We start from the raw sequence: 26,542 nt of genomic DNA, 5'->3' as shown, positions 1-26,542 counted from the left end.
TTCTTTTGTCTGAAAATATCCCGGGGGAGGAAGGTGCGGCCCCGTGGGGCAGCACCGGAGGGGGCAGCGCCCCCTCATATTAGGAGGCGATGAATTCGTTCCATTTGCGGACCATGTACTGGTTCTCATCCATGACCGCGTTCCAACAGGCGACGGACCCCATCCGGTCGTAGAAGGACCCACCATCGCGGGTCTCGCCCGCTTTGGCCAACACGTCGCCAAACGGCGAGGTGATGTCGCCTGTGGCCGGTTTGCCTTCAAACCAATAGCCCCATTCATTTTCGGACATATAGTCTTTCGAGGTCTCAGGCACGGCGGAGTAATAGCCTTGACGCATCAGGAACCCGCCGACCCAGCCATCGAGATACCAGTTGATGTAGTCATAAGCCGCATCCAGGGCCATGCCCGTGAGCGATTTCGAAAGCCCAATACCGCCACCCCAAGAGCGATAGCCCTCTTTGAGCGGTTGATACACACAGTCGATGCCGCGCGATTTCACGGCTGTGATCGCAGGCGACCACATGGATTGAATCACAACCTCGCCAGAGGCCATCAGGTTCACCGACTCGTCAAAGGTCTTCCAAAATGCGCGGAACTGGCCGGCTTTCTTGGCTTCGGTGAAGATCGCAAATGTCTTGTCGATCTCGTCTTTGGTCATGTTGCCTTTGTCGGCATATTGGATTTCACCCATCGCTTCACAGACCATCGCCATGTCCATGATCCCGATCGAGGAGATGTCGAGGATCGAGGCTTTGCCTTTGAATTCCGGGTTCAAAAGCTCGGCCCATGTGTCGATCGGACGACCGATCAGATCGGGGCGAATGCCCAGCGTGTCGGCATTATAGATCGTCGGAATGAGGGTCATCCAACCCGTTTCTTCGGTGGCAAAAGCGGTTGCGCCCGGACCTTCGACAAAGCCCACGGTGGAGGGCGCGGTGCCTTGGGCGATCACGCTTTCGGGAGTCAGTTTGCCGGATTTGAAAATGCCGACGATCTTGTCGTAATTCTTGATTTTGGACGTGTCCATGGCTTGAAGATTGCCCGTCGGCCAGACCTTTTTACAAATCCAATATTCGATATCGGCAATGTCAAAGCTGTCCGGTTGGGTCGCGGCGCGTTGGGTTACGGAATCGGAATCAAGCGCGGTCATCTCAAGCGTGAAGCCCAAGTCTTCTTTCACTTTTTGCCCAACTTCATTGAGGTTGGACACGCCGGTGCCGAATTGGCGCAGGGTGATATCCTTGATTTCCTGTGCCCAGACCATGGGCGCGGGGAGTGCAGAGGCGGCGGCCACTGCTGCTCCGCCCTTAAGCACCGCGCGGCGCGAATAACGCATTTTAGACATGACAATCTTCCCTTGTTGGAGAGGTTTTGATGGGGTTTAGGTTTGGAGGCGGTGAACCCGCCCCTCGTCCCAGGCAAGCCGCACGGCATCGCCCGGATTTTTCGGGGTTTGAAAAAATTGCTCTTCGGGCACGAGGGCCAAGACCTCTTCGCCCGCGTCGGTCATCGAGGTCATCGCCACATGTGCGCCCTGATATTCAACCGAGATCACCGTGGCGGCCAGTCCGGCTTCGCCCAATGTCACCTCATCGGCGCGTAGGGCCACCTTGGCGCCATCGAGCGAAATCACATTATGCCCGCCCATGAATCGGGCGACAAATTCGGTGCGCGGGCCGTTCCACACGCTGCGCGCAGGCCCCGCCTGTTCGATCACCGCATTGTTCATCACCACGATCTCATCGGCCAGCGCCAGCGCTTCGTCCTGACCATGGGTGACGTGTAAAAAGGTGATGCCCAGCTCGCGCTGAATGCGTTTCAATTCGGCCCGCACTTTGATGCGCAAAAACGGATCAAGGGCGGAGAGCGGTTCGTCGAGCAACAACACCCGCGGCTTGGTCACCAAAGCCCGCGCCAAAGCGACACGTTGCTGTTGGCCGCCCGAAAGCTGCGCCGGGAGGCGGTCGGCAAAGGCGGTCATGTGCACCAGGTCCAACATCTCATTGGCGGCCTTGTGGCGCTCGGGCTTATCAATACCTTTCATCCGCAGCGAGAAGGCCACGTTGTCACGGACGTTCAAATGCGGGAACAGCGCGTAGTTTTGAAACATCATCGCGGTGCCGCGTTTGGCCGGGGGGAGATGAGAAATATCGAACCCGTCCAACAGGATAGACCCGTCAGAGACGCTTTCATGCCCCGCGATCATTCGCAGCGTCGTGGATTTACCGCACCCTGATGGTCCGAGAAGGCAGACATAGCTGCCATTCTCAAAGACATAATTGATGCGATCAACGGCGACAGTGGTGCCATAGCGCTTTGTCAGAGTGACGAGTTCAAGATCTTTGCCAGAGCGCATGAGCTATCCATCCTTTGAGGGTCGATGATCTTCACGCTTGTCCAGTTTTGTGCAGGGCAGAAGATTTTTTCGCAGTTGCAGCGGGTGCGCACATCAAATGCCCATGGATTGGGCGCTCTGTACATAAAGGTGCATTAATTATGCGCCAAATTCGTATACAATCTTGTGGACGATATAATTCAATCAACGGGCTTGAGAATCAGGTCGCACGGCGAAAAGCTCCAAACACAAAGACACGAAGGATATTGGTGATGCAGGTTATGGTGGAGCACAGCGGCGGTGGCAGCGGCAGCGGCAGCGGTAAAGTTGCAGACAGTCTGGCGACAGCCATTCACGAACACCGCCTTTCGCCGGGTATGAAGCTGAACGAAGATGAGGTGGGCGAGATTTACGGCGTCAGTCGCACGGTTGTGCGTGCCGCGTTGCAACAGCTTGCCCATGAACGCCTTGTGGAACTCAAACGCAATCGCGGTGCCTTTGTCGCGCAGCCTTCCGTGCGCGAGGCGCGCGAGGTGTTTGAAGCCCGCGCACTTTTGGAACCGCGTACCGCACGTTCCGCCGCAGAACGGGCCAAAGCGACCGATGTAAAGGTCTTGCAAAAGCATATAGATGCCGAACACGCGGCGCTGCGTGCGGGTGATACGGGGCGCGCGCTGCATCTGTCGGGGATGTTTCACATTGAAATCGCCCGGATCGCCGATCAGACGACCATCGCTGATTTCATCGCCCAATTGGTGGCGCGCTCCTCGCTGATCATCGCGCTTTATTGGCAACGCCGCACGGCACTTTGCGAAAGCCACGCCCATGATGCGCTGATCAAGGCGTTTGGGCGCAATGATCCTGACGCGGCAGAGGAATTGATGAAACACCATCTGGTCGATCTTTTGACCTCACTCGATTTGCGCGATCAACCCTCCGTCGCGAAATCCCTCAAAGACGCGTTGAAATGAAGCTGCGCTTAGCGCTACCGCGGGATTTGGTGCGCGTCCTGGACTGGGCGTGTGCTGAGGGGTGGAACCCCGGCCTTGATGATGCATCGGCGTTTTGGGCTGCGGATCAGGACGGTTTTTTTGTGGCAGAGGTCAACGATCAAATCGTCGCGGCGATTTCTGTGGTCAATCACGATGCGGATTTTGCCTTTCTGGGCCTCTATCTGTGCCAACCTGCATTCAGGGGGCGCGGGATTGGCTATGCACTTTGGACAGAGGCGTTGAAACACGCGGGATCACGCACCGTCGGTCTTGATGGGGTGGCCACGCAAGAAGCCAATTATGCCAAATCCGGCTTTGTCAAAACCGGCGCAACGGCACGGTTTGAGGGTGGAGTGCCTGATCTGATCAAACCCGGCTTGCGTCCCACGGCGCAGGATGATCTTGCCGCGATTGCCACTCTGGATCGGCTGGCCAATGGCTATATGCGCCCGCGTTTCCTGTCTGGATGGCTTCTGGGAACCGAGACACGGCAGAGCTTTGTTTGCGAGACCGACGGTCAGATCACCGGCTTTGCCACGGCGCGTTTGTGTCACCACGGCTGCAAGATCGGGCCGGTGATTGCCCCGGATCAAGAGGCAGCTTTGGCATTGATGAGCGGTACGTCACAGGCCTTGGGGGCCTCACATGTCATCGTCGATGTCCCTGATCTGCAACAGGATTTTCGACAGGCACTCATCGCCCAAGGCTTTGAGGCGACGTTTGAGACCGCGCGCATGTATCGCGGCACGCCACCCAATCCCCCCGCGGCGCAGACGCTGTATGGTATCGCGACGATGGAACTGGGTTGAAAGTCGGTTTGCAATTGTCTCCCCGCACCCGCCTCGCTACCCTGTGTTGGGCTGAGAGGCTGGAAGAAGGGGGCAACATGTTTGATTTGGTGATCTTTGATTGCGACGGCGTGTTGATTGACAGCGAAGTCATTTCCGCGCGGATGTTGATCTCAGAACTCAAGGGCTATGGCGTAAGCATCGACACCGCCTATGTTGCCCAGCATTTCCTTGGTCGCAGCTATCCCGTGGTTCTGGATCAAATCCAAAAGGAATTTGGTATTGTCTTGCCCGATGGGTTTGAGGCCGAGTATCGTGCCCGCTTAATGGCGGCGTTTGAGGCGGATTTGAAAATCATGCCGGGGGTGCGTGAGGTGATCGAACGGCTGCGCGTGCCTTATGCATTGGCGACCAGTTCAAGCCCGCCGCGGCTGGCACAGTCGCTGTCGATGGTGGGGTTGACCGATCTGTTTGAGGGCCGTACCACGACCTCCAAAGAAGTGTCGCGCGGAAAACCCGCCCCGGATATGTTCCTTTTGGCGGCTCAGAAAAACGGGGTCGCACCCGAGCGCTGTTTGGTGATCGAGGATTCCTTGGCGGGGGTTCAGGCCGGGCTTTCGGCGGGGATGACCGTGTGGCGGTTTGTTGGCGGAAGTCACCTGATGGGACTGGATCTTGAGGCGTCCGCACCTTCGCTGGCCCATCGTATATTTGTATCCTATGGCGACTTTTTTCATTCTGCCGAAGATCTTATGAAGGACATGTCCGACCATGACGCAGGCTAAACCGCAGGCTAAACCTAAGGGCAATGTCGACGATACAGACATCTCGCCGCGCGATTTGGCAGCGCGCGCGGCATGGTTGTCCTTTGTCGGTGGGCTGACCCAAGATCAGATCGCGCAGGAGCTTGGCATTTCGCGGCAAAGGGCGCAGCGGCTTGTGGCGCGGGCCTCTTCTGAGGGGTTGATCCGGGTACGCATCGAACACCCAATTGCCGAATGTCTCGAATTGGAACGGGCCTTGAAGGCGCGGTTTGGCCTGACTGCGGCCTGGGTGTCGCCGGGGCTTGGTGCCGGGGTCGACCCGCTTCAGGGCCTCGCGCCTTTCGTCGCTCCGGTGTTGGAGCGGCTGTTTTCCTCTGAGGAGCCGAAAGTCTTTGCCTTGGGCACCGGGCGGACGCTTAAAACTGTGGTTGATCAATTGCGCGCGGTCGATGGCTCGCGCCACAAACTTGTGTCTCTGATTGGCAATGTTGCGCCCGACAGTTCGGCCTCGTTTTACGAGGTGATCATGCGGTTTGCCGAAAAGATTCAGGCCCGCCATTACCCGATGTCGGTGCCCGTTGCGGCGCGCGATGATGTTGAACTGAACCTGTATCGTTCTTTGCCACATGTCGCGGCCTCGCGCGAATTGGCGAAATCTGCCGATCTTGCGATTGTCGGGATTGGTCAAATGGGGGATGACGCGCCGCTTTATGTGGACGGGTTTCTGACCGCCGATGAACTGACCGCTTTGCGCGCGTCTGGAGGCGTTGGCGAGATCTGCGGTCACATTTTTGACGTCGAGGGCCGATACCTTGATCACCCCGTCAATGACCGGATGGTGGGGGTGCGTGTGCCCGAAGGAGACATGCCAGTTTATTGCATTGGCGCAGGCGCGAGTAAGCTTGCGGCGCTGAATGCTGCACTGCGAGGTGGATTGATCGACGGATTGTTCACCGATGAGTGGACAGCTAAGGCTCTCATATCTCAATAAGAAATACCTTCCAAAGGGCTTTTGTTAAACGCTCTTGACAGAATCCATGTTTATGAGTGAGCATTGGTCCATGAAATGAGCAAATGCTCAGATCGTAAGGGAGGATACCATGAATACCACATTCCGCACCCTCATGGGGGCGTGTGCTCTTGCTGCGTTGGCAGCGGGCGCTTCTGCCGAGACCATCACCGTCGCCACCGTGAACAACGGCGACATGATCCGAATGCAGGGTCTGATGGATGATTTTTACGCCAAACATCCGGATATTGAGGTTGAATGGGTGACCCTTGAGGAAAACGTGCTGCGTCAGCGCGTGACCCAAGATGTTGCCACCAAAGGCGGCCAATTCGACGTGATGACCATCGGCACCTATGAGGTTCCGATCTGGGGCGAACGTGGCTGGCTCGTGTCGCTCAATGATCTGCCGGACAGCTACGACATTGACGACATTTTGCCTGCGATCCGCGATGGTCTGACTGTGGACGACGAACTTTATGCCGCACCGTTCTACGGCGAAAGCTCGATGGTGATGTATCGTACCGACCTGATGGAAAAAGCCGGTCTGACCATGCCCGAAGCCCCGACTTGGGATTTCATCAAAGAGGCTGCGGCCGCGATGACTGACAAAGAGGGCGAAGTTTACGGTATCTGTCTGCGTGGCAAGGCGGGCTGGGGCGAAAACATGGCCTTCCTGACCGCCATGTCCAACTCGTTTGGCGCCAAGTGGTTTGACATGGATTGGAAACCGCAATTCGACTCGGAAGAGTGGAAAGCCACGCTCGACTTCTACCTTGACCTGATGAACAACTACGGTCCTCCGGGCGCATCCGGCAATGGGTTTAACGAGAACCTCTCGTTGTTCCAAACCGGCAAATGCGGCATGTGGATTGATGCCACGGTTGCGGCCTCTTTCGTGACCAACCCGAACGACTCCTCGGTTGCGGACAGCGTTGGTTTCGCACTTGCCCCCGACAATGGGCTTGGCAAACGCGGCAACTGGCTCTGGGCGTGGAACCTCGGTATCCCGGCCGGCACCCAAAAAATCGATGCGGCGAAAGCCTTTGTCGAATGGGCCACCTCGAAAGAGTACACCGCTTTGGTTGCGTCTAAAGAAGGCTGGGCCAACGTTCCTCCGGGCACGCGTCAGTCGCTTTACATGAACGAAGAGTACCAAAAAGTGCCTTTCGCGAAAATGACGCTGGAAAGCATCCTCTCCGCCGATCCGCAACATCCGACCGTGGATGAGGTGCCTTATGTGGGTGTGCAATTCGTCGCCATCCCCGAATTCCAGGGCCTCGGCACCGCCGTGGGGCAACAGTTCTCCGCCGCATTGGCTGGGCAAATGTCAGCAGAACAAGCGCTTGATAATGCTCAAAAACTCACAGAACGCGAAATGATGAAAGCCGGTTACATCAAGTAACCGCGCCCGCTTGACGCTTCTCCCAGTGACGGGCCGGTTCCTCAAATCCCGGCCCGTCCATTTCCCTCACGCAGACACCGAGGCACCCCATGGCCACGAAACATTCTCGCGCCAGCGCCCGGATTATGATCTCCCCCGCAGTGATCTTGCTGCTCGGGTGGATGCTGATCCCGCTCTCCATGACGCTCTATTTCTCCTTCTTGCGCTACAACCTGTTGATGCCGGGCATGGAGGAGTTCACCGGGCTGACCAATTACAAATACTTCCTCACTGACCCCGCGTTTTTTGCAGCGCTCACCAATACGATCCTTTTGGTGTGTGGCGTGCTTTTGGTCACGGTGATTGGTGGTGTGTTTTTGGCGCTGTTGCTCGATCAGCCGTTTTTCGGTCAGGGCATTGTCCGCATTCTGGTCATCGCGCCGTTTTTCGTGATGCCGACCGTCTCCGCCCTGGTGTGGAAAAACATGTTCATGAACCCGGTGAATGGGCTGTTCGCGCATCTGTTCAAATTCTTCGGGCTTGAGCCGTTTGATTTCCTCGCACAAGCCCCCTTGGCCTCAATCATCGGCATCGTGTCTTGGCAATGGTTGCCCTTCGCCACGCTGATCCTTTTGACTGCGTTTCAGTCGCTCGACCAAGAGCAATTGGAAGCCTCAGAAATGGACGGCGCGCCGTGGATCAAACGGTTTTGGTTCATCATGCTGCCGCATCTGTCGCGCGCAATCACCGTGGTGATCCTGATCCAAACCATCTTTTTGCTTTCGGTTTTCGCCGAAATCCTTGTGACCACCAACGGCGGTCCGGGCACAGCGTCGACCAACCTCACCTACCTCATCTACATGCAATCTTTGTTGCAATTCGATGTGGGCGGAGGCTCCGCCGGTGGCGTCGTTGCCATCATTCTCGCCAATATTGTTGCGATCTTCCTGATGCGGATGATCGGCAAAAACCTCGACGCGTAAGGAGGCGATCATGGCACGTTCTGTTTCGACCAACCGCAAACTCGTCACCACATTTTTCGCCTGGGCTGTCGGTCTCGCGATCTTCTTTCCGATCCTTTGGACCATCCTGACCTCGTTCAAAACCGAGGCACAGGCCATCGCAGACCCGCCGATTTTCTTCAATTTCCACTGGACCTTGGAGAATTACGTCACGGTGCAAGAGCGCTCAAACTACTTCCGCCATTTCTGGAATTCGGTGGTCTTGTCCGGTGGCTCAACACTTTTGGGGCTGATCATCGCCATCCCGGCTGCATGGTCCATGGCCTTTGTGCCGTCGCGCCGGACCAAAGACATTTTGATGTGGATGCTCTCTACCAAAATGTTGCCGCCAGTGGGGGTTTTGGTGCCGATGTATCTGATCTTCCGCAACCTCGGCCTGTTGGACACGCAGATTGGTTTGGTCATTGTTCTGACCCTGATCAACCTGCCGATCATCGTCTGGATGCTCTACACATACTTCAAAGAAATCCCCGGTGAAATCTTGGAAGCCGCACGGATGGACGGCGCGACTTTGCGCTCGGAAATCCTCTATGTGCTCACGCCCATGGCGATTCCGGGCATCGCCTCGACGGTGCTTTTGAACATCATCCTGGCGTGGAATGAGGCGTTTTGGACGCTCAATCTCACGGCTGCCAAAGCCGCGCCCCTGACCGCGTTCATCGCCAGCTATTCAAGCCCAGAAGGCCTGTTTTACGCCAAACTTTCGGCGGCCTCGACCATGGCAATCGCGCCGATCCTGATCATGGGCTGGTTCAGCCAAAAACAACTTGTCCGCGGCCTCACCTTTGGTGCCGTGAAGTAAAATCGACAGAAGGAGCGGACATATGGGACGCATTACACTTGATAAAGTCAGCAAGGCCTTTGGCGATGTCGAAGTCATTCCGCCACTGGATCTGACGATTGAAGACGGCGAATTTGTGGTCTTTGTCGGACCCTCCGGCTGTGGCAAATCCACCCTTTTGCGCCTGATCGCAGGGCTTGAAGATGTCTCTGGCGGCGAGATCCGCATCAACGGTCAGGACGCCACGCAAACGCCTCCGGCCAAACGCGGTCTGGCGATGGTGTTTCAAAGCTATGCGCTTTACCCGCATATGTCGGTGCGCAAAAACATCGCCTTTCCGATGCGCATGGCCAGCATGCCAAAGGACGAACAGGACCGCCGGATCGAAGCGGCGGCCAAGGCGCTCAACCTCACCGATTATCTCGACCGTCGGCCGGGGCAATTGTCCGGTGGTCAACGCCAACGTGTTGCCATTGGCCGCGCCATCGTGCGCGAACCGGATGCGTTTTTGTTTGATGAGCCGCTGTCCAACTTGGACGCAGCCCTTCGGGTCGGGATGCGGCTGGAAATCTCTGAGTTGCACAAACGTCTGACCACAACCATGGTTTACGTCACTCATGACCAAGTCGAAGCCATGACCATGGCCGATAAAATCGTCGTGCTGCAAGCGGGGCGGATCGAACAGGTCGGTTCGCCGATGGAGCTGTACCGCACCCCGCGCAACGTCTTTGTGGCGGGCTTTATCGGCTCGCCCAAGATGAACCTTTTGACCGGGCTTGAGGCAGAGAAACACAGCGCAACCACCATCGGCATCCGCCCGGAACATATCGCGATTTCATCGGACTCTGGCACATGGAAAGGCACCGTCGGCGTGTCGGAACATTTGGGGTCGGATACGTTTTTCCACGTCACGGTTGAGGGGTTCCATGATCCGTTGACCGTGCGGGCGTCGGGCGAAGTGGCGCTTTATTATGGCGATACGATTTATCTGACGCCGGATCTGACCCATCTGCATCGGTTTGACGCACAGGGGCTTCGCATCGCATGAACAGGCTCTCTGGAAAAACCGCGCTGATCACCGGGGCGGCGCGCGGCATCGGTTATGAATTCGCCAAGGCCTATCTGGCGGAGGGCGCGCGCGTTGCCATTGCGGACATCAACATCGCCCGCGCGCGTGAGGCCGCCACAGAGTTAGGGCAGGGGGCCGTGGCGGTTGAAATGGACGTGGCTTCGCAAGGCAGCATTGACACGGCGGTCGCACAGGCAGCTGAGGCGCTGGGCGGGATCGACATCCTGATCAACAATGCTGCGTTGTTTTCTGCCGCGCCCTTGGTCGAGATCACCCGCGACGATTTTCACCGCCTGTTTGACATCAATGTTGGCGGTACGTTGTTCACCATGCAGGCGGTCGCCAAACATATGATCGCGCGCGGTAAAGGCGGCAAGATCATCAATATGGCGTCGCAAGCTGGTCGGCGCGGTGAGGCGCTTGTCGCCACCTATTGCGCCACCAAAGCGGCGGTGATTTCGCTGACCCAATCGGCGGGGCTGAATCTGATTTCCCATGGCATCAACGTCAACGCCATCGCCCCCGGCGTGGTTGACGGCGAGCATTGGGACGGGGTTGATGCATTCTTTGCCAAATATGAGGGCAAGCCTTTGGGTCAAAAGAAAAAAGAGGTCGGCGATGCGGTGCCTTATGGACGTATGGGCCGGGCCTCTGATTTGACCGGAATGGCGATTTTCCTCGCCTCGAAAGAGGCCGATTACATTGTCGCCCAGACGTATAACGTCGATGGCGGCCAATGGATGAGTTGAGGTCCAGATGAAGAAACTTTCAAACGCAACGCTTGCCACTTTGCCAGATGCGATCACGGTCCCGACCTATGATCGCGCGCGCCTGTCGGCCGGGATCGTTCACATTGGTCTGGGTAATTTTCACCGCGCACATCAGTCGTGGTATCTGCATCGTTTGATGCAACAGGGCTTGGCGCATTCTTGGGCCATCGTCGGCGCGGGCGTGCGGCCCTATGACGAAGACATGCGGCGTAAATTGGCGGCGCAGGATTACCTGACCACGCTGATCGAACTGGACCCGAACGGGTCGTCGGCAGAGGTGGTTGGCGCGATGATCGACTATGTGCCAATTGAAGAGGGCAATGGCGCCTTGATCGAACGCATGGCGCAGTCAGACATTCGCATCGTGGCGCTGACAGTCACAGAGGGCGGCTATTTCATCGACCCGGCAACCAAGGGCTTTGACGCCAGCCATCCCGACATCGTCCATGACGCCGCCAACCCGCGGCATCCGCGCACGGCCTTTGGGGCGATGGTCGCCGCTTTGAAACTGCGCCGGGATCGTGGGATTGGCCCTTTCACCGGGCAATCTTGTGACAACCTGCAAGGCAATGGTCATGTGCTGCGGCAAACGGTGGTCTCATTGGCGCGCCTGTCTGACCCGGCGCTGGCGGATTGGATCAACACCCACTGCACCTTTCCGAATGCCATGGTCGATTGCATCGTGCCCGCGACCGGACCAAAGGAGATCGCACTGGCGCAGGGGTTTGGCGTCGATGATGCCGTGCCGGTCAGCCACGAAAATTTCCGCCAATGGGTGATCGAAGATGCGTTTTGCGCCGGACGCCCGGATTGGGACCGTGCGGGGGCGACGTTTTCCGAGGATGTTCATGCCTATGAGACGATGAAAATCCGCATTCTCAATGGCGGTCATCAGGTGATTTCAGACCCCGGAGACTTGCTTTCGGTTGAGACGATTTCCGGCTGTATGGCCCATCCGCTGATCTCGGCGCTGTTTGAAAAAGTCGAGCGCGAGGAGATCATGCCGCATGTCCATGCGGTGCCGGAATTCACGCCTGAAGCCTATGTCGATCTGATCAAAGCGCGGTTTTCCAACCCGAAAATCATCGACACCACCCGGCGCGTGGCCTTTGACGGCTCCTCAAGGCATCCGGGCTTTATCGTGCCCTCGATCCGCGATGGTTTGGCCAAGGGCACCCCGGTCAATGGCCTTGCCCTCGTCAGCGCTCTCTGGGCGCGCTATTGCCTTGGCACCCGCGAAGACGGGTCGGAGATCGCCGCGAATGATCCGTTCTGGGCCGATCTCACCGCCATGGCGGCCAAGGCGAAATCTGACCCGGCGGTCTGGCTGTCGATGCGCCATATTTATGGCGTTCTGGGCGGGGCCCCCCGGTTTGCTGAGGCCTTCACCCGTTGGCTGACGCTGATTTATAACGCAGGAACAGAGGCGGCCTTGGCCACCTATCTCGCGGAGTAAGTGCGCAAGACACGCACCAGATTTGCCAAGACAAACAACAGGGCCGCCACGCAAACGATGGTTGGCCCTGTTGGTGTATCAAAGGCAAAGGCCCCTTCGATCCCGCCAAAAATCGCGATGCCGCCGATCACCATGGCGATCACCGCCATGCGTTCGGGCGTGCGCGCGAAAGGGCGGGCGGCGGCGGCCGGGATCAACAACATGGCCGCAATCAACAGAGTGCCGACCACTTTGATTGCCACCGCCACGACAAGGGCAAGCGCCAGAGACAGGATCAATTGTTCGCGTTTGGGCGAGACGCCGGAGGCCATCGCCAGATCGGGGTTCAGCGTTGCGGTCAAAAGCGCCGACCAACGCCAATACAAAAGCCCGCTGACCAAAGCGGCCCCGACCCAGATCACCGCCAAATCGCTCCGCCCCACGGCCAAAATATCGCCAAACAGATAGGCCATCAAATCGACCCGCACGCCATGGACAAAGGACACGGCGACAAGGCCAAAGGCCAAGGAACTATGCGCCATCACGCCCAGGAGTGTGTCCATGGCAAAGCCGCGGCCATTCAGGCTCGAGACCGCCAGGGCCATGATCAGGGCCACCACCAAAACACCGGCGAAAATCGACACGTTGAATGCCAGTGCCAAGGCGACGCCCAGAATGGCGGCGTGGGCTGTGGCGTCGCCAAAATAGGCCATCCGCCGCCAGACCACGAAACAGCCCAAAGGCGCGGCTGCGATCACAAGGCCGAGACCCGCAAGGATGGCGCGGACCATAAAATCATCAAGCAGGCTCATGCGCTTTGGTCCTCATGTGCGTGTTCGCCGATCTGGTGGGCGCCGATCTGATGGGCGTGGTCGTGATCGCAATGATCATGGCTGTGCTCATGGCGATAAAGGGCCAGCGCGCCATGGGTTCCGTTGCCAAAGAGTGCGCGGTATTCCGGGGCAGAGGCCACATGTTCGGGGGTGCCGTGGCAACAGACATGGCCATTGAGGCAAATCACCCGGTCCGAGGCCGCCATGACGACATGCAATTCGTGGCTGACCATCAAAACGGCACAGCCTTTGTCACGGCGCACAGATTCGATCTGGGTGTAAAAATCCGCCGATCCCGGTTGATCAAGCCCCTGCGTGGCCTCGTCCAAGATCAACAAATCGGGTTTTGAGAGGAGCGCGCGGGCCAGCAAGACACGTTGAAATTGCCCGCCGGAGAGATCGGTCATTTGGTGGTGACACAGATGCCCGGCGCCCGCGTCGTGAAGTGCTGCGTGAGCCGCATCATTGCTGACACGTTTGGGCAGCGACAAAAACCGCCGCACGGTGAGGGGCAAGGTGGGATCAATATGCAGCTTTTGCGGCACATAACCGATTTTCAGCCCTTTTTTGCGCAAAACCGTGCCGCCAGAGGGCTTTATCGCGCCAATGATGGTCCGCAAGAGCGTCGACTTGCCCGACCCATTCGGCCCAACGATGGTGACAATCTCGCCGGGTTCCAGCGCCAGAGACACGTCTTCCAACACCGTCCGCCCGCCAAGGCGCACATTGACGTTCACAAGGGTGATCAGGCTCATGCGGCGGACTTTTCACGGCAGTTTGGACAGGTGCCCTCGGCCTCCAAAACGGCGCGCGCAATCGTGAACCCGGTGGTTTCGGCGATCTGGCTGAGCAGGCTGTGAGACGGGTCGGTTTCCGCCTCCGCCACGGCGTGACAGGTCGTGCAGATCAAAAAGGCAGGCGTGTGCAATTCGTTGGGATGGGCGCAGGCGATAAAGGCATTCAGGCGCTCGATTTTATGCGCCAAGCCATGTTTGGTCAAAAAATCCAACGCTCTGTAGGCCACCGGAGGCTGCGCGCCAAATCCCTCTTCGGAGAGGCGCGCCAACACATCATAGGCCCCAAGCGCACGATGCTCTTCCAACAAGATGGAAAGTGCACGTTTGCGCACAGGCGTCAGTTGCAATCCGGCGTCGCGGCACATCCGGTCGGCGGCGGTGATCGCATCACTGATACAATGGCTGTGATCGTGTTTGGTAAATCCAACGGTGTTCGGGTCCATGGCGCGGTCTTTTCTAAGAATCTGGCTGTGAGGGCTTGATATGTTATAGCATGGCCTTTATCAAGGCGAAGAATGTAATAACATAACGTTTGAGGCTATTATGACCCTTCGCCCCTCCCTTTTTGCTTTGGCGCTTTGCTCCACCGCCGCCGTGACCACCACGGCCGCGCAGGCCGAGGTTCCCAATGTTGTCACTGACATCGCCCCGATCCAGTCGCTTGCAGCGCTGGTCATGGGCGATCTTGGTGCGCCCGTCGCGTTGATGCGCCAAGGGGCCTCGCCGCATGATTACGCCCTGCGTCCCTCTGATGCAGAGGCGTTGCAATCCGCCGATCTGGTGCTTTGGACCGGGCCGGAGCTTGCGCCCTGGCTGGCAGAAATGGTCGGAAAGGTCGCGCCGGAAGCCGTGTCTGTGCCTTTGGCGGAACTTGACGGGGCTGTTGAGTTGCCGTTCCGCGAGGGGGCGACGTTTGAAAAGCATGTGCATGGGGAAGAGGGGCATGATGATCATGCGGATCACGACGACCACGATGCACATGATGACCACGCAGACGATGACCATGCAGACGATGACCACGCGGATCATGACCATGCAGACGATGACCACGCGGGCGAAAGCCATGATCCACACAGCTGGTTGGACCCGATGAATGGCCGCATTTGGTTGGGCGAAATTGCCACGCAACTGGCGGCCCTCGACCCGGACAATGCCGAGACCTATCGCGCCAATGCCACCGCAGCGCAAGCGCAGTTGGATGAGATGATCCAAACCATTTCTACCGAGATGATGCCTTTGCAGGACATGAACTTTATCGTGTTCCACGATGCCTACCAGTATTTCGAAAACCGGTTTGGCCTCTCTGCCGCCGGGGCGATTTCACTGGGCGATGCCACGGCGCCAAGCCCCGCGCGCATCCGCGAGATTCAGGACGAGATCAAAGCGCAAAACGTCACCTGCGTGTTTTCTGAGCCGCAATTTAGCGCCGCTTTGGTCGAAACCGTGTTGGACGGTACGTCGGCCAAATCCGCCGTGATCGACCCGCTTGGCGTTGAAATCACCCCCGGTGCGGGGTTTTACGGCGATTTGATCAAAGAGGTTGCGGCGGCTTTTGCCAGCTGCGCCGCAGAATAGTAAAAAAAGGGCGCGGCGCATGGGGCCGCGCCCTTGTTTGACTGGCCTCGGGGATTTACATCCCAAGGCATGAAAACACGCATCCCCTTTCTCAACACCCCTCCGCGGGTCAATGTTCTGCGCCTCAATGGCGCAATCATGACCCGTCAGGGCGGATTGAATGACCAAAGCCTCGCCTCCTCCATTGAGCGCGCCTTTCGCAAAGGCAAACCTGTGGCCGTGGCGCTGTCGATCAACTCGCCCGGTGGCTCGCCGGTGCAATCCTCGCTGATTGCCGCGCGGATCACGCGGTTGGCAAAGGAAAAGGAGTTGCCCGTTTATGCCTTTGTCGAAGATGTGGCGGCTTCGGGTGGCTATTGGCTGGCCTGTGCGGCCGATAAGATTTTCGTTGATCCAAGTTCGATTGTCGGTTCCATCGGGGTGATTTCTGCGGGGTTTGGCTTTGATCAATTCATCGCCAAACATGGGGTCGAGCGGCGGGTTCATACCTCTGGGCGTTCGAAATCCATGCTGGACCCGTTTCGCCCGGAAAACCCCGAAGATGTGGTGCGGATCAAAGCCTTGCAAGAAGAGATTCACCACGCCTTTATCGCCCATGTCAGCGCCGCGCGCTCTGAGCGGCTGAGCAAAGAGGTCGACCTGTTTGATGGCTCCTTCTGGACCGGCAAAACAGGCGTGGATTTGGGGCTGGCCGATGGGATCGGTCATTTGGTCCCGACGCTCAAAGACATCTATGGCGATAAACTGCGCCTGTCAGTTTTTGGCCCAAAACGTCCGCTGTTGCGCCGGTTTGGGGCCGAATTGTCGGCGGGGCTTGTCGCTTCGGTCGAAGAACAGGCGCTTTGGTCACGGTTCGGGCTCTGACATGGTGTTTAAAATCATCACGGTCTTTTTGATCTTCATGATGGTTCTGGCCATTTTCGGGCGCTTGCGTTTCCCCGGACAAGACAAACTCAAAAATATGAAATGTCCACGGTGCGGGCGTTATAAAATTGGCAAAGGCGCGTGCGCCTGTGGAAAAGGTAGACGCTGATGGATTTTTTGATGGCCGTAGTCGGGCTGGTTCTGTTGTTGGTGGCGGGCGACCTTTTGGTGCGCGGAGCAGTCAACCTGTCCTTGCGCCTCGGTGTTCCGGCGCTGATCGTGTCTCTGACTGTTGTGGCCTTTGGCACCTCCGCGCCTGAGTTGCTGGTTTCCGTGTCCGCCATTCTAGATGGCGCACCCGGACTTGCGCTTGGCAACGTGATCGGGTCGAACACGGCCAATATTCTGTTGGTTTTGGGCATTCCGGCGATGATCACAACGCTGCATGTGATCGACAATTCCACTCGTGCGTCATACCTTCAAATGCTTGCTGCGACGGTGTTGTTCATCCTGCTCGCGCTGCGCGGCGAGTTTGATTGGATCGCCGGTGTGATCCTGTTGACGGCACTGGCCGCCATGCTTGGCCATGCGGTCTATGAAGCGCGCTGTCACCGGGTTGCGGTCAAAGAGGCGGCGTCTGTTGCCTGTGAACCCTCAGAGGTCGAAGGCGCCGACCCCGACATGCCATGGTGGAAAGTCATCACTTTTCTTATTGTTGGCTTGATCGGTCTGCCTATTGGCGCGCAGCTTCTGGTGGACGCCTCCACCAATATCGCCCGCGCCTATGGCGTGTCTGAGACGGTGATCGGGCTGACCTTGGTGGCGCTGGGGACCTCTTTGCCGGAGCTTGCGACCACTGTGATGGCGGCGCTGCGCAAACAGGCGGATGTGGCTTTTGGCAACGTCATTGGGTCTAACATGTTCAACTTGCTGGGCATTATCGGCATATCAAGCCTTATTGGCAAAATCCCCGTCGATGTCGAAATCATGAAGTTTGACATTTGGGTGATGTTGTCCGTGTCGGTCCTGCTTGGGATTTTCGTGCTGCGCCGGATCAATATCACGCGGCTCTGGGGCATTGTCCTTTCCGCCCTATATGTCCTCTACATATTGGCTGTGCTGAACTAACGCGGCTCAGGAAAGGCCTGATACGAGAGGGCCGCAGGCGACAGAGGAGAGGATCATGGCTTTGAAAAAAGCGCTTGTGACGGGTGCGGCTCGACGGCTTGGTCGGGCGATTGCGCTGTCGCTGGGGCAGGCGGGCTATGACGTTGCCGTGCATTACCATCGCTCAAAAGAGGAGGCCGACGCGGTTGTTGCCGAATTGCGCGCGATGGATGTGCGGGCCGAGGCGGTTCAGGCCGATCTTTTGTTGGAGGCCGAGGTGGAGGGCCTCATGGCGCGGGCGCGCGAAGTCCTGGGCGGGCCGGTGACGCTTTTGGTCAACAACGCCTCTGTGTTTGAACCCGATGAGATTGACACCGCCACGCGCGACAGTTGGGATCGGCATTTCGAAAGCAATCTGCGCGCGCCGTTTGTGTTGATCCAAGACTTGGCGGCACAGGCACCTGATCCGGTCATGGACGACGCAGGCCATCCCATTGCACAGGCGCTTGTGGTCAATATGATCGACCAGCGCGTGCGCAAACTCACGCCGCAGTTCATGTCCTATACGCTGGCCAAATCCGCGCTTTGGACCCTGACCCAAACGGCGGCGCAGGGGCTTGCTCCGCGTGTTCGGGTCAATGCCATCGGTCCGGGGCCGACCCTCAAAGGCGCGCGCCAGTCGCCCGAAGGCTTTGCCGCCCAACAGGATGCCACAGTTTTGCGCCGGGGATCTGCGCCCGCCGACGTAACCGCAGCGCTCGCGTATTTCATCGCCGCCGAGGCGGTGACGGGACAGTTGATCTGCGTTGACGGCGGACAACATTTGGCTTGGGAAACGCCAGATGTTATGGGGCCTGAGTGATCCAAATCAAACGGGTGCGACAAAAGTTTTGCACGGGGCGCTGATTTGTTTCAGCTTTGTTACCAAAATGTAAATAAATTCAATGATTTGCACGGTGTTTGAAAAAAAATACAACAAAAACAGCGCCTTGATAAATTGACTATTTTTTATGCATTTGGGCGAAGCAGCCCGTTTTCAAAGGAAAACTCCTGTTCACGAAAAGTTATAAGCACAGTTATCCACAGAAATGGTGGATGAGTTTCCTCTTGCCCTTAAAGCGATAAGATTGCAGCCAGAGGTAGGAATCAGACAAAGAGTCACATGAGCGAAAAAGACGACATAACCGCCCTGAGCGACCCCCACAAAGACGTCCCGCGCGGTCATGCCGTGATCGAGGGCTATCTACGGATGTTGGATGGGTCCCCCGGTGTGTACCGGATGCTCGATCCCGATCATCGGGTGCTGTATGTTGGCAAGGCCAAGCACCTGAAAAACCGGGTGTCGAACTATGCGCGGCCAAGTGGCCATTCCGCGCGCATTGCCAAAATGATCTCGGAAACATCGCAAATGATGTTTCTCACCACGCGCACGGAAACCGAAGCGCTGCTGCTTGAGCAAAACCTGATCAAGCAACTCAAACCGCATTACAACGTGCTGTTACGCGACGACAAATCTTTCCCAAATATTCTCGTGACCAAGAATCACGACTTTCCTCAGATCACCAAACATCGCGGTGCCAAGTCCAGCAAAGGTGCCTATTACGGCCCCTTTGCCAATGCGACAGCGGTCAATCGCACGCTCAATCAATTGCAAAAGGCGTTTTTGCTGCGCACCTGTGCCGACAGTGATTTTGCCAATCGCACCCGGCCGTGCCTGCAATATCAAATCAAACGCTGCACCGCGCCTTGCGTTGGCAAAATCTCGAAAGAGGATTACGCCACCCTGGTGAATGACGCCGAGCGGTTTTTGCAGGGCAAGGATTCGGGGATGCAAAAGCGCCTCGCGGAAGAGATGCAAGTGGCGTCTGATGCGATGGAATTTGAAGTCGCGGCCGGTCTGCGTGATCGCATCCGCGCCATGACCCAAGTCCAGACCGCGCAGGGCATCAACCCACGCACCATCAGCGAGGCGGATGTGATCGGCTTGCATATGGAAAGCGGGCAGGCCTGTGTTCAGGTGTTCTTTATTCGCGCGCATCAAAACTGGGGCAACCGCGATTTTTACCCGAGAACCAATGGGGCAGAGGCCGAAGAGGTGCTCAGCGCCTTCATCGGTCAGTTTTACGATCAAAAGGAACCGCCGCGCCAAATCATCCTGTCGCATGATCTCGAAGAGCGGGAACTGATCCAGGAGGCGCTGTCGGAAAAGGCCGGGAAAAAGGTCGAAATCCTTGTGCCGCAACGGGGCGAAAAGGCCGAGATTGTCGCGGGGGCCGTGCGCAATGCGCGCGAAAGTCTGGGCCGCAAAATGTCGGAAACGGCGGCGCAGGCCAAACTTTTGGCCGGGGTGCAGGCGGCGTTTGATCTCCCGAACCTACCCGCCCGCATTGAGGTCTACGACAACTCCCACATTCAAGGCGCCCATGCGGTGGGCGCGATGATCGTGGCAGGTCCCGAAGGATTCATGAAAAATCAGTACCGCAAATTCGACATCAAGGGTGATGAGATCACGCCGGGCGACGATTTTGGCATGATGAAAGAGATGCTGACGCGGCGCTTCAAACGGCTGCGTAAAGACGACCCGGATCGCAGCAAAGGCCTTTGGCCCGATCTGTTGTTGATCGACGGTGGCGCGGGGCAGGTGTCTGCGGTGCGCGAAATCATGGTGGAGCAGGGCGTGACCGACATCCCGATGGTCGGTGTGGCCAAGGGTATTGATCGTGACCAAGGCAAAGAGGAATTCTACCGCACGGGCAAACGCCCCTTTGCGCTGCAACGCAATGACCCGGTGCTGTATTTCATCCAACGTCTGCGCGATGAGGCGCACCGTTTTGCCATCGGCACCCACCGCGCCAAACGGTCGAAAGCCATCTCTGCCACGCCACTTGACGATGTCCCCGGCGTCGGTGCCACGCGCAAACGCGCGCTTTTGGCGCATTTCGGCTCGGCCAAGGCGGTGTCACTGGCCAATCTGGCAGATCTCAAAGCCGTCACTGGCATTTCCGAGACCATCGCCCAAACCATCTATGACTTCTTCCATGAACAGCGCTAAGCGGATAAAGAGACATCTATGACCTGGAACATTCCCAATATTCTCACTGTGTTTCGCCTGCTCTGCGCCCCCGGCGTGGCTTTGGTGTTTTTGATCCTGCCGCGCCCGCTGGCCGATTGGGCGGCGCTGATCCTGTTTGTCTCGGCCTCTACCACCGATTTCCTGGACGGCTATTTGGCGCGCAAATGGGACCAGATGTCGAAGTTCGGTACGATGTTGGACCCGATTGCCGATAAGGCCATGGTGGTCACCGCCCTTGCGGTCTTGACCATGTTGCATGGCATCAACGCGTTGGTTGTCATCCCGGCGGCCTTTATCCTGTTGCGCGAAACCTTTGTCTCCGGGCTGCGCGAATTTTTAGGCGATACGGCGGGCACATTGAAAGTCACCAAACTGGCCAAATGGAAAACCACGGCACAGATGGTGGCGATTGCGGCGCTGTTTGGCTATGGTGCTTTGGATGTCCCGCCGCTGTTCACCTTAGGGATTTTGATTCTGTGGGTTGCGGCTGTTTTGACCCTGTTGACGGGATGGGATTACCTAAGCAAAGCTCTGCCCTATTTGCGAGATGACCATGACGCTTAATCTGCTCTATTTCGCATGGGTGCGCGAACGCATCGGTTTGCCACGCGAGACCATCGAGACCTCAGCCGCGACGGTGATGGACCTTGTGACCGAGTTGAAAGCCCGTGAGCCGCGCTATGATTTGGCCTTCTCCGATCTGGCCTCCCTTAGGGTGGCGTTGGATCAGGAATTGGCGGAGTTTGATGCGCCGCTTGAAGGCGTGCGCGAAGTGGCGTTTTTCCCGCCAATGACGGGTGGCTGAGCATGGCAGTTCCGGTGCGCATTTCGGTTCAGACGCAGGATTTCGACCTTGCCGCAGAACTCAGTGGCTTTGGTCGAACGCCCAACACCGGCGCAACGGTGAGTTTCACCGGGCTGGTGCGCGATGACACGGGCGCGTTGCAGCACATGGAAATTGAACATTACCCCGGCATGTGCGAGGACGCGATCCGCAAGATCGCCGACGAGGCTGCAAACCGCTGGGCGCTCACCGATTGTCTGGTGATCCACCGCTACGGCCGCCTTGTTCCAGGTGAGCAGATCATGATGGTCGCCACTGCCGCACGACATAGATCAGAGGCCTTTGCCGCCGCTGAATTTTTGATGGATTATCTCAAATCCCGCGCGCCATTTTGGAAAAAAGAAGTCACCCGCGAAGGGGCCGAATGGGTCGCCGCCAAAGACAGTGACGAGAACGCGCTGACCCGTTGGTAGAAGACGGCGCATAGGCTTTTCTGTGAAAGATCAACCTGCGCTGTGTTTTTCGATATAGGCGCGCAGTTCTTCGGCCTCTTGCCGTGCCTCGCGCAGCCCGTCCATCGCCGCACGCAGCTCCGCTTCGGTCTGGTTTTGTTGATTGATCAGCTCGGATTCACGTTGCTGGTAATAGGTGATCGCTTGGTCGCGGACCTCTTCGGCTTCGTGAAGTTGCTGCGCCATTGTGTCGAGATCGCTCATTTCGCCTTGGCCAACGCGCACAAAACGGTGGATCAGCCAATGCGCAAACCATCCCATCAAAAAGGCGATAAAAAGCACAATCGCCGTGGCGATGATCAATTCAATTCTGTTCATTCGGTTGTTCCGTCCGCTGTGTCGTCCGCTGTGTCGTCCGTTGTCTCGTCCGTTGTATCGGCCTGGGCCTCACCCGCAGTCTCGTCTGTGGGGGCGTCGTCAGGGGCCGCCTCGGGGGTCTCATCTGTCGCATCCGCGCCCACTGTCGGTGCTTCTGCGGCCTCATCGCCGATGAGTTTGAACTCAATGCGCCGGTTTGCCTCACGGCCCTCTTCGGTCTCATTGTCGCCAATCGGATTGGCCTCACCATAGCCTTTGGCGGTAAAGCTCACCCCGGCCACGCGCCGCATCAATAGCCCGTCCAAAACGGCGTTTGCGCGCTGTGCTGACAGGTTGAGGTTCATTTCCTCACCGCCCTGACTGTCACTATAGGCGCCGATTTCCATGTCGACGTTTTCGCAATCTTTCAGCGTCTCGGCGATGCGATCCACCGTCTCATTGGCGGCGGCGTTCAATTCAGTGGAGCCTGGATCAAACACGATCTTTGAGGCCGCCAAAATTTGGTTCGCGTTTGCGACGCAGTCCGCAGGTGTCGGCAGGTTCAGGACCGGATCGAGTTTGCGGATATAGTCGACAGAGATGTTGAAATTCTGCCCCTCGCCCAGCTTCTCCGACAACAGCCCGGCGATGGCGGCTTTGGCATTGGGGTCGCCGGTTTGACCACGCACATCAACGGTATTGGCGGTCATGGTCACGGCACCTTGGCTGAGTTGCGAGAGCGCTTCGATGGCGGCCATCGCGCGCACGGACCAGCCCTCTGGCAGGCTGTCATCCACGCGCATCGCCGAATAGACGGACTGTGCCCCAAAGGCCGCACGGGCCAAGGCTTCGGTGGCCAATTTGCTGCGTTCATCGGCGATCCGCCCACGCAATTGGGTTTGCCCTTCGGGCGAACGGGTCACGGTGAATTCGGGGCGGGCGTTTTCTGCCTCGGCTACTTCCGGTTCTGGCAAAATGCTGTGCAAGGTGAAGGTCGGCGGCAGGTCCGCTTCCAATTCGCCAACCACTTTGTCAAACAGTGCTTCTGAGGTGCCTTGACTCGCGATCAGGCTGACATCGCCGTCCGAGAAGGTCACCGATCCGCTGCCCAATTCTTGTAGCGCGCGCATCCCGGTTTCGACCGCCTGCGCCCATTGCGCCGAAGGGGCACCAAGCCCGATGGTGCAATTAGGATCGGCAATGCCTGCGGCGCGCGCGGCGGCGATGATCCGGGCGTGACCTTGCGGGGTTTCAGCAGCACAGGCGTCAAAACGCGGACCAGTCTCATCCATCAAAAACCGCACTGTGAACGGCGTGATCACCGGGCGCGGGGCCGAAATTTCAATCGTCACGGGGATGGTTTTTGGGCGTTCCTCTTTGAGGGTTTTTTCAAACGACGCCTTTTGCGTCTTGCTGTCGGCAAGGGCCGTGACGGTGATTTTGTCTGCGGCCAAGGAAATTTTGGACCGTGGCAAAAGGCCGATGGCCTCCAGTCCAAATTCCATCGCTACGTCCCAATGTTCGGGGCTTGGATAATCTGCCTTTTCGAGGAAATCAGCGATCGACCCCGTGCCGCCGGCCTTTTTCAACTGTTCGATGAAGTCGGGATGATCCCAGGACGACGGCACCAGCCCGATCAGAGAAATCCCATCGTCATTGCGCAGGATTTCAATGGAAAATCGCGGGGCTGGGATGGTTTCTTTTTGAACCACGCTCATCACATTCATCACCCGCGCCGGATCGACCACATGGCCTGCGGCCCTCTGTGCGGCCAATTGGGTTTGCTCGTCGGGGGCGGTGCCTGTCAGGACGATTTGCAACCCATCGCCTTGCACATCCACCCATTCATAGCCACGCAGGTTCATTTGATTTTCAACCGCATGGGCCGACATCGTTTCAATCGTACGGGCCCCAACGGCAGCGGCCGCCAGACTTAGGACGGCTCCGGTGAGAATGGCGGCGAGGATGGGTAAAAACTGTGTAATCCGCATGGGCTGCGCTGGCCTATTTTTTCAATTCGGCCTTTGTCTTAGGGGCATATGGCCTTTGCTGCAATCAAAGGAACACAGATACGGCAAGAAACAGCGCAGCCAGAAGCCCTGTATCGCGGTTTGCGCGGAACAGTTTGAGGCACATGTCCGGATTCGCGGTGTCAAGTTTGGTCATTTGCCACGTCATATGAAGCCCCATCGCCCAAGGCGCACCCAAGGCGACGACAAGCGCCAAAATTGAACGGTCCACAAGCGCCTCAACCACGCCCGCGCCCATCAACACAACGGTGATGACCAAAAACCGTCTGAGCCAAAGGGCGGTGTTGTCGCCAAACAGGAGTGCGGTGGATTTGATGCCGATCATCGCGTCGTCCTCTTTGTCTTGGTGAGCGTAGATCGTATCGTAGAAAATCGTCCACGCGATCCCGGCAAAATAGAAAAAGAACGGTGCGGGGGTCAGGCGGCCGGATACGGCGGCATAGGCCAAAATCGCGCCCCAGTTGAAGGCGAGGCCCAAAAACACCTGTGGCCACCATGTGAATCGCTTGGCGAAGGGGTAAATCATCACCGGGATAAGCGAGAGTATTCCCAGAAGGATCGCCAACTCACCAAAGCTCAACAGAATCACAAGGGCGATCAGAGCCTGAAGGACCATCCAGATCGCCGCCTGTTTGACGGTGACTTGACCCGAGGGGATCGGGCGGCTTTTGGTGCGTTCGACTTTGCCGTCAAAATTGCGGTCTGAGATGTCGTTCCAGGTGCACCCCGCGCCACGCATCAACCACGCGCCCAAAGCGCAGCCGATCATGATCCACAACGTGCGCAGCCCAAACGTTCCGGTTTGCGCCGCCGCCAACAACGCGCCCCACCAACAGGGGAGCAGGAGCAACCATGTGCCAACAGGCCGATCCGCCCTTGAGAGGCGCAAATAGGGCCGGGTCCAGGCGGGCGCACGGGTATCGACCCAATTGCCTTTGACAGCGTCAAAAACCTGTCCACTCGTCTCTGGTGCTTTCGGTGTGTCGATCATATGTTTGCTCCATGAGCCAAGAACAGTTTCAGGCGAAGATCCGCCTCTATGTAGATCACCCTCTGGCCGAGGGGCAATCCATTCCTCTTGAGAGGGATCAGGCGCATTACCTTTTTGGGGTGATGCGCTTAGCCGAGGGGGCGTATGTCGCGTTGTTCAATTCGCGCGATGGCGAATATGTGGCCGAGATCACGCAGGCGGGCAAACGCGGCGGGGAACTGACCTGTCGGGTTCAGAGCAAACCTTTGCGCCTGCCGCCCGATCTTTGGTTGTTGTTCGCGCCGATCAAAAAGGCGCGGACCGATTTTATCGTCGAAAAAGCCGCCGAGATGGGCACGCAGAGGATTGTACCGGTACAGACCGAATTCACCAATTCGGAGCGCATCCGTCAGGATCGTCTGCAAGCCCATGCCATTGAGGCCGCCGAACAATGCGGTGGGACCTATGTGCCCGAAGTGGCGGGGCTTCATCGTCTGGACCGAATTTTGGCCGATTGGGACCCGGAGCGCCAGATCATGTTTTGTGACGAAACCCTCGTGGGGGCGGCGCAGACTTTGCAAGCGGTGGAAAGCGGCAAATGGGCAATTTTGATTGGGCCTGAGGGCGGATTTTCCGAGGCCGAGCGCAAACGCCTTCATGCGCTGCCCTTCAGCCATGCCGTCTCGCTTGGTCCGCGCATCTTGCGCGCAGATACCGCCGCCGTCGCCGCCTTGACGATCTGGCAAACCCATCTTGGGGATTGGTCCTGATGCGACCCGAGGTCAAAGCGATGTTGTGGCGCTGGCGCGAGGTCGCCGTGGCGCTCGCCGTTGTGGCGCTTTTGGGCTGGTGGTCGGTGGCGTCCTTTGGTGTGATGCGGTGGATCGCCTTGGGATTTACCGGGCTTGCCGGGATTTTCGCCGTCGCCGCCGTGCAGCGCGCGCGATTTGCCCATAAGGGCGATGGCTATGGCTCGGTCGAGGTGGACGAGGGCGTGGTGAGCTATTTCACCCCCTACACCGGCGGTCAGGTCGAGATTGATGCGATGACCAGCGTGACCTTGATTCCCGCCGTCAAAGGCCCGGCCCATTGGCAATTTGACGCACCCGGGCAGCCGCCGCTTTTGATCCCTCTGGATGCGTTCGGCGCGGACAGGTTGTTTGACGTATTCGTCACGCTCGATGGGATTGAGACCGAAAAAATGCTGCGACAAATCAAACAGACGCCCGATCATCCAGTTGTGATCTGGCGGAAACGCACAGCGCTTCTGCGCTGAGATGCGAACCGAATGATGGCCTTCGCATTGACTTCATGATCCTCTTGACCCAAGTCTACCGCACTGAATTCAACGCTC

The 26,542-nt window shown here is 57.7% G+C and carries 28 protein-coding genes; 20 read left to right on the top strand and 8 right to left on the bottom strand.

Annotated features, from left to right (window positions below):
• Positions 1 to 79 precede the first annotated feature (79 nt).
• Both BLT54_RS10975 and BLT54_RS10970 read right to left on the bottom strand, forming a co-directional pair.
• Complete coding sequence (locus BLT54_RS10975; protein ID WP_074644865.1) at positions 80 to 1,345, bottom strand: ABC transporter substrate-binding protein; 1,266 nt, start codon at positions 1,343 to 1,345, stop codon at positions 80 to 82.
• A 36-nt stretch (positions 1,346 to 1,381) separates the two neighbouring features.
• On the bottom strand, positions 1,382 to 2,356 hold the full coding sequence (locus tag BLT54_RS10970; RefSeq protein ID WP_074644863.1) for an ABC transporter ATP-binding protein: 975 nt from the start codon (positions 2,354 to 2,356) through the stop codon (positions 1,382 to 1,384).
• A 251-nt stretch (positions 2,357 to 2,607) separates the two neighbouring features.
• Between BLT54_RS10970 and BLT54_RS10965 the strand changes: the two genes are divergently transcribed.
• From BLT54_RS10965 to BLT54_RS10920, 10 genes are all read left to right on the top strand, one after another.
• Complete coding sequence (locus BLT54_RS10965) at positions 2,608 to 3,306, top strand: GntR family transcriptional regulator (RefSeq protein WP_074644861.1); 699 nt, start codon at positions 2,608 to 2,610, stop codon at positions 3,304 to 3,306.
• A complete protein-coding gene (locus BLT54_RS10960) occupies positions 3,303 to 4,136 on the top strand; it encodes a GNAT family N-acetyltransferase (RefSeq protein WP_074644858.1) in 834 nt (277 codons plus the stop codon). The genes BLT54_RS10965 and BLT54_RS10960 overlap by 4 nt, the downstream gene beginning before the upstream one ends.
• A gap of 77 nt (positions 4,137 to 4,213) precedes the next feature.
• Entirely contained in the window at positions 4,214 to 4,900 is a 687-nt protein-coding gene (locus BLT54_RS10955; RefSeq protein WP_074644856.1) for an HAD family hydrolase, read from the top strand.
• A complete protein-coding gene (locus BLT54_RS10950) occupies positions 4,887 to 5,870 on the top strand; it encodes a sugar-binding transcriptional regulator (protein WP_074644854.1) in 984 nt (327 codons plus the stop codon). The genes BLT54_RS10955 and BLT54_RS10950 overlap by 14 nt, the downstream gene beginning before the upstream one ends.
• A 109-nt stretch (positions 5,871 to 5,979) precedes the next feature.
• Complete coding sequence (locus BLT54_RS10945) at positions 5,980 to 7,290, top strand: ABC transporter substrate-binding protein (RefSeq protein WP_074644852.1); 1,311 nt, start codon at positions 5,980 to 5,982, stop codon at positions 7,288 to 7,290.
• Between the two features lie 89 nt (positions 7,291 to 7,379).
• Positions 7,380 to 8,252, top strand: coding sequence for a carbohydrate ABC transporter permease (locus BLT54_RS10940; RefSeq protein ID WP_009572316.1), 873 nt, complete (start codon positions 7,380 to 7,382; stop codon positions 8,250 to 8,252).
• Between the two features lie 10 nt (positions 8,253 to 8,262).
• On the top strand, positions 8,263 to 9,093 hold the full coding sequence (locus BLT54_RS10935) for a carbohydrate ABC transporter permease (RefSeq protein WP_074644850.1): 831 nt from the start codon (positions 8,263 to 8,265) through the stop codon (positions 9,091 to 9,093).
• Positions 9,094 to 9,115: 22 nt separating this feature from the next.
• Positions 9,116 to 10,120 carry an ABC transporter ATP-binding protein gene (locus BLT54_RS10930; protein WP_074644848.1) on the top strand — a complete coding sequence of 335 codons (1,005 nt, stop codon included), beginning with the start codon at positions 9,116 to 9,118 and terminating at the stop codon, positions 10,118 to 10,120.
• Positions 10,117 to 10,890 (top strand): L-iditol 2-dehydrogenase, encoded by a 774-nt coding sequence (locus BLT54_RS10925; protein ID WP_074644846.1) that lies wholly within the window; start codon positions 10,117 to 10,119, stop codon positions 10,888 to 10,890. The genes BLT54_RS10930 and BLT54_RS10925 overlap by 4 nt, the downstream gene beginning before the upstream one ends.
• Positions 10,891 to 10,897: 7 nt before the next feature.
• Positions 10,898 to 12,367, top strand: a complete 1,470-nt coding sequence (locus BLT54_RS10920) for a mannitol dehydrogenase family protein (protein ID WP_074644844.1) — start codon at positions 10,898 to 10,900, stop codon at positions 12,365 to 12,367.
• On the opposite strand, the gene BLT54_RS10915 is transcribed toward BLT54_RS10920, so the two are convergent.
• Genes BLT54_RS10915 through BLT54_RS10905 form a run of 3 tightly spaced genes read right to left on the bottom strand, consistent with a single transcriptional unit; the run spans position 12,352 to position 14,419 of the window.
• Positions 12,352 to 13,158, bottom strand: a complete 807-nt coding sequence (locus BLT54_RS10915) for a metal ABC transporter permease (protein WP_176832868.1) — start codon at positions 13,156 to 13,158, stop codon at positions 12,352 to 12,354. The genes BLT54_RS10920 and BLT54_RS10915 overlap by 16 nt on opposite strands.
• The gene (locus tag BLT54_RS10910) at positions 13,155 to 13,934 is read right to left on the bottom strand and encodes an ATP-binding cassette domain-containing protein (protein ID WP_074644842.1); all 780 of its coding nucleotides are present in this window, start codon (positions 13,932 to 13,934) and stop codon (positions 13,155 to 13,157) included. Before BLT54_RS10910 ends, BLT54_RS10915 begins: the two co-directional genes overlap by 4 nt.
• A complete protein-coding gene (locus tag BLT54_RS10905) occupies positions 13,931 to 14,419 on the bottom strand; it encodes a Fur family transcriptional regulator (RefSeq protein WP_074644840.1) in 489 nt (162 codons plus the stop codon). The genes BLT54_RS10910 and BLT54_RS10905 overlap by 4 nt, the downstream gene beginning before the upstream one ends.
• 100 nt (positions 14,420 to 14,519) lie before the next feature.
• Here BLT54_RS10905 and BLT54_RS10900 point away from each other — a divergent pair, with 100 nt between their 5' ends.
• The 8 genes from BLT54_RS10900 to BLT54_RS10865 all read left to right on the top strand — a co-directional run bounded on the left by BLT54_RS10900 (position 14,520) and on the right by BLT54_RS10865 (position 21,852).
• Positions 14,520 to 15,551 (top strand): zinc ABC transporter substrate-binding protein, encoded by a 1,032-nt coding sequence (locus tag BLT54_RS10900; RefSeq protein WP_074644838.1) that lies wholly within the window; start codon positions 14,520 to 14,522, stop codon positions 15,549 to 15,551.
• A gap of 69 nt (positions 15,552 to 15,620) precedes the next feature.
• On the top strand, positions 15,621 to 16,415 hold the full coding sequence (locus tag BLT54_RS10895) for a S49 family peptidase (protein ID WP_074644836.1): 795 nt from the start codon (positions 15,621 to 15,623) through the stop codon (positions 16,413 to 16,415).
• A gap of 168 nt (positions 16,416 to 16,583) precedes the next feature.
• A complete protein-coding gene (locus tag BLT54_RS10890; protein ID WP_074644834.1) occupies positions 16,584 to 17,543 on the top strand; it encodes a calcium/sodium antiporter in 960 nt (319 codons plus the stop codon).
• Between the two features lie 52 nt (positions 17,544 to 17,595).
• Complete coding sequence (locus BLT54_RS10885; RefSeq protein ID WP_281241887.1) at positions 17,596 to 18,384, top strand: SDR family oxidoreductase; 789 nt, start codon at positions 17,596 to 17,598, stop codon at positions 18,382 to 18,384.
• A gap of 300 nt (positions 18,385 to 18,684) precedes the next feature.
• Positions 18,685 to 20,574: an excinuclease ABC subunit UvrC gene (uvrC, locus tag BLT54_RS10880; RefSeq protein ID WP_074644831.1), complete on the top strand. Its 1,890-nt coding sequence runs from the start codon at positions 18,685 to 18,687 to the stop codon at positions 20,572 to 20,574.
• An 18-nt stretch (positions 20,575 to 20,592) separates the two neighbouring features.
• Positions 20,593 to 21,159 (top strand): CDP-diacylglycerol--glycerol-3-phosphate 3-phosphatidyltransferase, encoded by a 567-nt coding sequence (gene pgsA, locus BLT54_RS10875; RefSeq protein ID WP_074644829.1) that lies wholly within the window; start codon positions 20,593 to 20,595, stop codon positions 21,157 to 21,159.
• Positions 21,149 to 21,400 (top strand): molybdopterin converting factor subunit 1, encoded by a 252-nt coding sequence (gene moaD, locus BLT54_RS10870; protein WP_074644826.1) that lies wholly within the window; start codon positions 21,149 to 21,151, stop codon positions 21,398 to 21,400. Before pgsA ends, moaD begins: the two co-directional genes overlap by 11 nt.
• Before the next feature lie 2 nt (positions 21,401 to 21,402).
• The gene (locus tag BLT54_RS10865) at positions 21,403 to 21,852 is read left to right on the top strand and encodes a molybdenum cofactor biosynthesis protein MoaE (protein ID WP_143026797.1); all 450 of its coding nucleotides are present in this window, start codon (positions 21,403 to 21,405) and stop codon (positions 21,850 to 21,852) included.
• Between the two features lie 30 nt (positions 21,853 to 21,882).
• Here the strand turns inward: BLT54_RS10865 and BLT54_RS10860 are convergent, their stop codons facing one another.
• The 3 genes from BLT54_RS10860 to ubiA form a co-directional block, all read right to left on the bottom strand.
• The gene (locus tag BLT54_RS10860) at positions 21,883 to 22,209 is read right to left on the bottom strand and encodes a hypothetical protein (RefSeq protein WP_074644823.1); all 327 of its coding nucleotides are present in this window, start codon (positions 22,207 to 22,209) and stop codon (positions 21,883 to 21,885) included.
• Positions 22,206 to 24,179 (bottom strand): OmpA family protein, encoded by a 1,974-nt coding sequence (locus tag BLT54_RS10855; protein WP_074644821.1) that lies wholly within the window; start codon positions 24,177 to 24,179, stop codon positions 22,206 to 22,208. Before BLT54_RS10855 ends, BLT54_RS10860 begins: the two co-directional genes overlap by 4 nt.
• Before the next feature lie 64 nt (positions 24,180 to 24,243).
• Positions 24,244 to 25,209 (bottom strand): 4-hydroxybenzoate octaprenyltransferase, encoded by a 966-nt coding sequence (gene ubiA, locus BLT54_RS10850; protein ID WP_074644819.1) that lies wholly within the window; start codon positions 25,207 to 25,209, stop codon positions 24,244 to 24,246.
• 11 nt (positions 25,210 to 25,220) lie between these two features.
• Here ubiA and BLT54_RS10845 point away from each other — a divergent pair, with 11 nt between their 5' ends.
• Positions 25,221 to 25,958 carry a 16S rRNA (uracil(1498)-N(3))-methyltransferase gene (locus BLT54_RS10845; RefSeq protein ID WP_074644817.1) on the top strand — a complete coding sequence of 246 codons (738 nt, stop codon included), beginning with the start codon at positions 25,221 to 25,223 and terminating at the stop codon, positions 25,956 to 25,958.
• A complete protein-coding gene (locus BLT54_RS10840) occupies positions 25,958 to 26,464 on the top strand; it encodes a hypothetical protein (protein WP_074644815.1) in 507 nt (168 codons plus the stop codon). Before BLT54_RS10845 ends, BLT54_RS10840 begins: the two co-directional genes overlap by 1 nt.
• Positions 26,465 to 26,542: the final 78 nt, after the last annotated feature.

Source organism: Celeribacter baekdonensis, assembly GCF_900102315.1.
Lineage (GTDB): Bacteria > Pseudomonadota > Alphaproteobacteria > Rhodobacterales > Rhodobacteraceae > Celeribacter > Celeribacter baekdonensis.
The sequence above is the reverse complement of the archived record's forward strand: the minus strand, read 5'-3'. Positions and strand labels throughout refer to the sequence as shown.

Excerpts from the sequence above, each read along its gene's own strand:
- BLT54_RS10940 (WP_009572316.1), top strand. The coding sequence starts at position 7,380 with ATGGCCACGAAACATTCTCGCGCCAGCGCCCGGATTATGATCTCCCCC.
- BLT54_RS10975 (WP_074644865.1), bottom strand. The coding sequence starts at position 1,345 with ATGTCTAAAATGCGTTATTCGCGCCGCGCGGTGCTTAAGGGCGGAGCA.
- BLT54_RS10920 (WP_074644844.1), top strand. The coding sequence starts at position 10,898 with ATGAAGAAACTTTCAAACGCAACGCTTGCCACTTTGCCAGATGCGATC.
- BLT54_RS10925 (WP_074644846.1), top strand. The coding sequence starts at position 10,117 with ATGAACAGGCTCTCTGGAAAAACCGCGCTGATCACCGGGGCGGCGCGC.
- moaD (WP_074644826.1), top strand. The coding sequence starts at position 21,149 with ATGACGCTTAATCTGCTCTATTTCGCATGGGTGCGCGAACGCATCGGT.
- uvrC (WP_074644831.1), top strand. The coding sequence starts at position 18,685 with ATGAGCGAAAAAGACGACATAACCGCCCTGAGCGACCCCCACAAAGAC.
- BLT54_RS10905 (WP_074644840.1), bottom strand. The coding sequence starts at position 14,419 with ATGGACCCGAACACCGTTGGATTTACCAAACACGATCACAGCCATTGT.
- pgsA (WP_074644829.1), top strand. The coding sequence starts at position 20,593 with ATGACCTGGAACATTCCCAATATTCTCACTGTGTTTCGCCTGCTCTGC.
- BLT54_RS10945 (WP_074644852.1), top strand. The coding sequence starts at position 5,980 with ATGAATACCACATTCCGCACCCTCATGGGGGCGTGTGCTCTTGCTGCG.
- BLT54_RS10900 (WP_074644838.1), top strand. The coding sequence starts at position 14,520 with ATGACCCTTCGCCCCTCCCTTTTTGCTTTGGCGCTTTGCTCCACCGCC.
- BLT54_RS10865 (WP_143026797.1), top strand. The coding sequence starts at position 21,403 with ATGGCAGTTCCGGTGCGCATTTCGGTTCAGACGCAGGATTTCGACCTT.
- BLT54_RS10840 (WP_074644815.1), top strand. The coding sequence starts at position 25,958 with ATGCGACCCGAGGTCAAAGCGATGTTGTGGCGCTGGCGCGAGGTCGCC.
- BLT54_RS10955 (WP_074644856.1), top strand. The coding sequence starts at position 4,214 with ATGTTTGATTTGGTGATCTTTGATTGCGACGGCGTGTTGATTGACAGC.
- BLT54_RS10845 (WP_074644817.1), top strand. The coding sequence starts at position 25,221 with ATGAGCCAAGAACAGTTTCAGGCGAAGATCCGCCTCTATGTAGATCAC.
- BLT54_RS10950 (WP_074644854.1), top strand. The coding sequence starts at position 4,887 with ATGACGCAGGCTAAACCGCAGGCTAAACCTAAGGGCAATGTCGACGAT.
- BLT54_RS10860 (WP_074644823.1), bottom strand. The coding sequence starts at position 22,209 with ATGAACAGAATTGAATTGATCATCGCCACGGCGATTGTGCTTTTTATC.
- BLT54_RS10895 (WP_074644836.1), top strand. The coding sequence starts at position 15,621 with ATGAAAACACGCATCCCCTTTCTCAACACCCCTCCGCGGGTCAATGTT.
- BLT54_RS10970 (WP_074644863.1), bottom strand. The coding sequence starts at position 2,356 with ATGCGCTCTGGCAAAGATCTTGAACTCGTCACTCTGACAAAGCGCTAT.
- BLT54_RS10890 (WP_074644834.1), top strand. The coding sequence starts at position 16,584 with ATGGATTTTTTGATGGCCGTAGTCGGGCTGGTTCTGTTGTTGGTGGCG.
- BLT54_RS10855 (WP_074644821.1), bottom strand. The coding sequence starts at position 24,179 with ATGCGGATTACACAGTTTTTACCCATCCTCGCCGCCATTCTCACCGGA.
- BLT54_RS10915 (WP_176832868.1), bottom strand. The coding sequence starts at position 13,158 with ATGAGCCTGCTTGATGATTTTATGGTCCGCGCCATCCTTGCGGGTCTC.
- BLT54_RS10960 (WP_074644858.1), top strand. The coding sequence starts at position 3,303 with ATGAAGCTGCGCTTAGCGCTACCGCGGGATTTGGTGCGCGTCCTGGAC.
- BLT54_RS10910 (WP_074644842.1), bottom strand. The coding sequence starts at position 13,934 with ATGAGCCTGATCACCCTTGTGAACGTCAATGTGCGCCTTGGCGGGCGG.
- ubiA (WP_074644819.1), bottom strand. The coding sequence starts at position 25,209 with ATGATCGACACACCGAAAGCACCAGAGACGAGTGGACAGGTTTTTGAC.
- BLT54_RS10965 (WP_074644861.1), top strand. The coding sequence starts at position 2,608 with ATGCAGGTTATGGTGGAGCACAGCGGCGGTGGCAGCGGCAGCGGCAGC.
- BLT54_RS10935 (WP_074644850.1), top strand. The coding sequence starts at position 8,263 with ATGGCACGTTCTGTTTCGACCAACCGCAAACTCGTCACCACATTTTTC.
- BLT54_RS10930 (WP_074644848.1), top strand. The coding sequence starts at position 9,116 with ATGGGACGCATTACACTTGATAAAGTCAGCAAGGCCTTTGGCGATGTC.